The organism is Actinomadura darangshiensis (assembly GCF_004349235.1).
Lineage (GTDB): Bacteria > Actinomycetota > Actinomycetes > Streptosporangiales > Streptosporangiaceae > Spirillospora > Spirillospora darangshiensis.
The window spans coordinates 1-5,748 of the sequence record NZ_SMKY01000435.1; the positions used below are offsets into that span (position 1 = coordinate 1).

The following is a 5,748-nucleotide window of genomic DNA, read 5'->3' on the forward strand; positions in this document are numbered from 1 at the left end:
GGAGTGGGAGAGCGAGGGGCCCGCGGAGGGCTCGGCCGCGCCGGCCTGGCCGTCCCCGGCGCAGCCGCCGCCGCAGCAGCAGGGCGCGGGCGCGGTGCCGACGGCGGACGAGTTCGTCCGCAAGAACCAGCACGGCGACGCGTTCGTCCGCCGGATGGGGCGGGGCGTCCGCAAGGCCGTCGGCGCCTCCGGGCAGATCCGCAACCAGGCGGAGATCTCCGACTACCTGCGGCGGCCGGTCGGCGGCTTCCGGCAGATCACCGTGGTCAGCGTGCGCGGCGGCGCCGGGAAGACCACGGTGGCCGCGCTGCTGGCCACCGAGCTGGCGCGGCACCGCACCGACCGGGTGATCGCCATGGACGCCGACGCGGAGCTCGGTTCGCTGCCGCTGCGCCTCGGCGTCCGCTCCGAGATGTCGCTGTTCGAGCTCGCGGCGCAGCGCCCGCGCTCCTTCGAGGAGGCGGCGCGGTACATGCAGCAGACCCGGGACGGGCTGTGGGTGCTCGCCGCGACCCGGGGCGGCCGGATCACCGGCGAGTTCGGCTACGACACGTTCCAGGCGGCGTTCAGCGCGGTGAGCCGGTACGTCTCCATCGCGGTGACGGACTGCAGCGCCGGCATCCTCACCGACCTGCACAAGGGCATCCTCGGGCAGTCGCACAGCGTGGTGCTGGTCACCCCCGGCACCGTCGACGGGGCGCTGAGCGCCCGCGGGGCGCTGGAGTGGTTCGCGCAGGGCGGCCAGCAGCGGCTGCTGCCCCGCACGGTGATCGCGATGGTGTCGCACGCGCCGCAGATCGGCGCGGACCTCACCCGGGCGACGCAGATGCTCACCGCGTGGGGGACGCCCGTCGTCCACGTCCCCTACGACCGGCATGTGGCCGCGGGGTCCGCGTTCGACATGACCCGGCTCGGTGAGGGCGCGCAGGCGGCCGTCAGCCGGATCGCCTACGAGGCGTTCGCGCGCTCGCTCGGCGATCTGACGCCGAACCACTGATCCGGCGAACCACCGGGTCGCCCGCGGGGTCCCCGTGGGCAGCGGGTGCGGATGTCTCATAGGGTTGCGATGTGAGGGGAGGCAGGTGTCCGACTCATACCGGCGAAAGACCGTCGTGCGCCGCGGCGGCCCGCGCCGTCCCGTCCGACGCTGGGGTGACCGATGAGCAGTGACCTGGTGGCGCTGGTGCGCCGCGATCCGGACGTGCACGCCGTGGCCGACGGCATGATCGCCATGGGTGAGCCGGTGGAGCTGCGCGGCGGGGAGCCGGAGCCCACGCTGCTGTACGACGCCGAGGGGCGGCTGCTCGTCTCGATCGAGGACGCGGTCCACGTGACGGCGCAGAGCGAGATCCGCCGGCTGCTCGGCGCCGAGTTCGCCGACCGGGTCGGCGTGCCGGTGTGGTGGGTGGACATCCGCGCGGTGGCCGACCTGCCCGAGGCGCTGCGGGTCGCGCGCGTGTTCGCCGACTCGCTCGTCCGCTGGCTCGGCGGCACCGTCTACCCGGACGGCGCGAGCGAGGCCCCGGCCCGCAGCTGGCGGGCGGCCGGCCAGGGCGGCGGCGACGCCGGGGGAGGCGCCCCGGCGGGCGGCGCCGCGTACCAGGGCAACGTGATCCGCTGACGCCTGGCCGGATCCGGCCGCAGACCACCCGGGGCCGGGGCGCGCTCAGGGCCAGTCGCGGGCCAGTTCCAGGTCCCACGGGACGAGGTTCCAGGGGCTGCGCGGGTCGGTGGCGAGCTCCTCGATGAGCCGTTCGTACTCGGCCTGCGCCGTGCCCCCGCCGCCCGACCAGAGCAGCCGTCCCTGCAGGTAGCAGGTGGCCATGTCGCGCCAGGACGAGTACCGCCGCTGGATGTCGAGCGCCAGCGGGAGCATCCGGTCCCAGCAGTACTCCTCGGTCAGCCACCCCACCATGTGGCCCCACCGGTACAGCATCAGGGCGCGTCCGTAGTCCCAGATGAGGAACCGTCCGACGTTGGCGCGCAGCGCCGGGTCGGCGAGGGTCTTCAGCCGGTGCAGCTCCTCGGCCGCGTGGTTGCGGTCGTTGAAGAGCTGGTGCAGGAACAGGGCCAGCTCGGCGCCCTCCTCGCTGGCGTCGGCGCCGGGCTCGTCGCGCAGCAGCGGCGGGACGAGCCGCGCGTAGGAGCCGCCCTCGTCCCCGTAGCGGACGCGGACCAGCTCGATCAGCCGCTCGACGAACGGCGGTTCGAGCTGGTCGCCGGCGATGAGGGCGTCGACCTCGCGCAGCAGCGTCCCGTACTCCTCCTGGGCGTCGGGCGGCCGGGAGGCCAGGTGGGCGTCCTGGCTGAAGTCGGCGCGGTGCCCGTCCTGCACGAGCCAGTTGACGGCGCCGAGGAGCTGCTCCAGGTCGTAGGCGCCCCACGGGTCCTGCAGCAGCTCGTGCGCGGTGCGGCGGTCGCCGGCGGCGTCGTCGCCGCGGGCGGTGCCGAGCCGGTCGACCCGGAAGCCGTTGATGGCGCCGTAGGGGGCGCCGGCCGCGACGATCCAGCGCTGCACCGGGGTGAGGCCGCCGCCGTGGGCGAGGACGCCGGGCAGGTCGGGCGCGGAGATCAGCGCCCAGAGCCGCCGCTGGAACTCCGCGGCCTGCCGCTCCTCGCTGCGGAAGAACCCGGCGAGCTGCTTGCGGAGCGACGGGTGCCGGACGTGCAGGCTCCGGAAGAACCGCCCGTTCTTCCACACGAGGTGCTCGGGGCGCAGCTCGCTGAACGGGATGCGCGTCCGCCGGTGCACGAGCGTCCGGTCGGCGAACCGCAGTTCCAGGCCGGACCAGAGTTCGGCGAGCCGGGTGAAGCGCCACAGCAGCAGGAAGCCGAGGACGAGCCCGAGCAGCGCCGCGCCCGGGGTCAGCGCCCAGCGCGCCTCGTCCTGGAACCCGGTGATGGACAGGACGGCCCCCACCAGCAGCAGGGCGACGCCCCCGGCGCCGCCGCCGGCCAGCCAGGAGGTCGTGGCGATGAACGACCGCTCGATGTGCAGCACGGCCTCGTCGCCGTCGAACTCCAGCGACCCCTCGGCGAGCGTCCCCTCGACGGCCCGCTCAAGTGCGTCGAGCTGACCGGCCTCTCCCATGAGCAGGACCGTACAGCATCCTTTACGGGTAGATCATCCGCCTGTGAGCCGTATGGCGGGACGGGTCAGCCGGCCTGGAGGTGCTGCATGAGCATGTTGTGCCGCTGCCAGCCGTCCGGCGAGCGGCCGTCGCCGAGCGGGAAGAACGTCAGCGGCGCGCGCGGCGGGCCGACCTGCTGGCCGGGCAGGCCGTTCGGGCCGGTCACCGCGCCGGCCACGGCGAGCGCGATGGGGGCGGGCGCGCCCGTCCAGCGGGCCTCGGTGGTGAGGTCGGCGCGGCCCGGGGTGAGCTGGACGAACAGCGACGTGACCGGCTGGTCGGCGGCGAGCGCCCCGACCAGCGTCGGGAGGTGCTGCAGGGGCGGCGGGTCTTCGGCGGCGTAGCCGACGGTGACGGTGCTGACCTCGGCGATCCCGTCGCCGCCGCCCGAGGTGTAGTCGCAGATGGCCTGCGCGGGGCGGGGCCCGTCGCCGCCGACGATGAGCCGCACGGTGGAGCGTCCGCGCGCGTACTCGGTGAGGCGGTCGCGGCGCCAGGGGTGCTCCAGCGGCTCGGCGGGGCCGAGGCCCGCCGGGGGCTTGCCGGTGAGCAGCTGCAGGAGCCGCTCGACGGGCCCGCCGATGTCGCTCTGGGCGCCGTGCCTGATCCGGTAGACGAGGGTGAGCTGCGCGCCGATGGGGGCGGTCGGGCGGGTGGTGAACCCGGGCGCGTAGTCGCGGGCCTCCGGGACGGGCACGAACGTCCCGCCGCTCCATTTGAGCGGCCGTCCGGTGAGGCCCTCGTAGTAGCCGTCGCCGTTGCGGACGACCCACTGCACGTCGGGCCCGGACGCGGCGGTGCGCAGCGGCAGCGACAGCCGGGAGTCCAGCGGCGTGACGAGCTGGAGGGACCGGCCGCTGCCGGTGCAGTCGACGAGTGCCCTGTTCAGCCAGGCGCTCAGCGGCACCACCGGCCGGTCCTGGAGGACGACCATGGCCTGCTCGGTCAGCGCGTCTACAGTGCTCATCTCGACGGGGAGTCTAGTCACCGGACGGGGGTCCCGGGCGCGCGCGGCCCCCCTCCCGGGGGGTGGGCGCGGGCTGACCGGTGTCTTTCCGGTGACTCCCGTGACGGATGTCCAATCTGTGCTGAAATGTTACGGATGCAGCGAGCCGGCTCGCCCTCTCCCGTGTATTACGCGGACAACGCCCCGCCACCACCGGAACCGCCGGTGCGGGGGCGGCTGTGGCGCGTGCTCGGCTGGGTCTCGGCCGTCCTGTCGGTCGTGCTCGTCGCCGGCAGCCTCACCGCCTACGGCTTCTGGCGGCGGCTGGACGGCCAGATCCACCGCGAGAACGTCGACGGGCGGCTCGGCGAGAACCGCCCGGCCAAGCTCAACAACTCGCTGAACATCCTGCTGATGGGCTCCGACAGCCGCGCGGGGGAGAACGCCCGGTACGGCGAGGAGGCCGGGCAGCGCTCCGACACCACGATCCTGCTGCACATCTCGCCGGGCGGCGAGAGCGCCATCGGCGTCAGCTTCCCGCGCGACTCGATGGTGCGGATGCCGCCGTGCGAGAAGAAGAACGGCGGCACGGTCCCGGCGCAGTTCGGGATGATCAACGCGGCGTTCTCCAACGCCGGCCCCGCCTGCACCTGGCGGACGATCGAGTCGCTCACCAAGATCCACATCGACCACTACGTCGAGGTCGACTTCGCCGGCTTCAAACGGGTCGTGGACGCGCTCGACGGCGTCGAGATCTGCGTGCCCAAGCGCATCGACGACCCCAAGGCCGAGCTGCACCTCAAGCGCGGCAGGCAGGTCGTCCACGGCGACCAGGCGCTCGGCTACGTCCGCACCCGGTACGTCCTCGGCGACGGCTCCGACCTCGACCGGATCAAGCGGCAGCAGGAGTTCATGGCGTCCGTCGTCAAGAAGGCCACCGACAAGGGCATGCTCACCGACCCTGGCCGCACCTACGCCTTCCTCTCCGCCGCCGCCAAGTCGATCAAGACCGACGACAAGCTCACCCTCTCGGTGATGCAGAAGCTCGCCGGATCGCTGCGCGGGATGAGCGCCGGGAAGGTGCGGTTCGTCACCGTCCCCGTGCAGGCGTTCCCGCAGGACAAGAACCGCGTCCAGTTCGACCAGGCGCTGGCGGAGCCGCTGTTCAAGGCCATCCGCGAGGACAACAAGGTGCCCGAACCGGCCCCGGCGCCGGTGGCCGCGCAGGACAAGCCCAAGCCCCTTCCGCCCGCGCAGGTCAGGGTCGGCGTCTACAACGCGTCCGGCATCGGCGGCCTCGCGCAGCGGACCGCCGGGCAGCTCACCGAGCGCGGCTTCACGGTCGTCAAGGTCGGCAACAGCAAGAAGCGGTACGCCCGCACCCGGATCCTCTACGGGACGGGCGCCGAACGGCAGGCCGCCCGCCTCGCGATCGCGGTGCCCGGGCACCCGCCGCGGCCGTGGGCGTCCGCCAAGCCCGGCTACGTCTACCTCGTCATCGGCGGAGACGGCGCCGACCTGCGCGGCGACCAGAAGGTGCCGAAGATAACGGGGGAGATCCGCGCGGACCGCGACATCTGCGCCCAGACCTGATGCGGTCACCGCGCACCGGTATCTTGGCCCCGCAAACCATCGGCCGTCCTGACGCGTCTCAGTTACGACGGCGCAACC

5 protein-coding genes are annotated in these 5,748 nt (G+C 73.7%); 3 read left to right on the plus strand and 2 right to left on the minus strand.

The annotated features are described in order from the left end of the window. Together E1293_RS43790 and E1293_RS43795 are read left to right on the plus strand one after the other, a co-directional pair. A partial coding sequence (locus E1293_RS43790) for a MinD/ParA family ATP-binding protein (protein WP_243717454.1) occupies positions 1-997 on the plus strand: 997 nt, incomplete at its 5' end. Positions 998-1,159: 162 nt separating this feature from the next. Beyond that, positions 1,160-1,621 (plus strand): hypothetical protein, encoded by a 462-nt coding sequence (locus tag E1293_RS43795; protein WP_207939465.1) that lies wholly within the window; start codon positions 1,160-1,162, stop codon positions 1,619-1,621. 45 nt (positions 1,622-1,666) lie between these two features. Here the strand turns inward: E1293_RS43795 and E1293_RS43800 are convergent, their stop codons facing one another. Both E1293_RS43800 and E1293_RS43805 read right to left on the minus strand, forming a co-directional pair. Then, positions 1,667-3,091, minus strand: coding sequence for a DUF1266 domain-containing protein (locus E1293_RS43800; RefSeq protein WP_132205555.1), 1,425 nt, complete (start codon positions 3,089-3,091; stop codon positions 1,667-1,669). 65 nt (positions 3,092-3,156) lie between these two features. Continuing rightward, entirely contained in the window at positions 3,157-4,098 is a 942-nt protein-coding gene (locus tag E1293_RS43805) for a DUF6177 family protein (protein WP_243717456.1), read from the minus strand. A 162-nt stretch (positions 4,099-4,260) separates the two neighbouring features. On the opposite strand from E1293_RS43805, the gene E1293_RS43810 reads away from it, so the two are divergent. After that, positions 4,261-5,670: an LCP family protein gene (locus E1293_RS43810; protein WP_243717457.1), complete on the plus strand. Its 1,410-nt coding sequence runs from the start codon at positions 4,261-4,263 to the stop codon at positions 5,668-5,670. Positions 5,671-5,748 lie beyond the last annotated feature (78 nt).

Coding starts and splice junctions, on each gene's coding strand:
- E1293_RS43795 (WP_207939465.1), top strand. CDS start 1,160: ATGAGCAGTGACCTGGTGGCGCTGGTGCGCCGCGATCCGGACGTGCAC.
- E1293_RS43805 (WP_243717456.1), bottom strand. CDS start 4,098: ATGAGCACTGTAGACGCGCTGACCGAGCAGGCCATGGTCGTCCTCCAG.
- E1293_RS43800 (WP_132205555.1), bottom strand. CDS start 3,091: ATGGGAGAGGCCGGTCAGCTCGACGCACTTGAGCGGGCCGTCGAGGGG.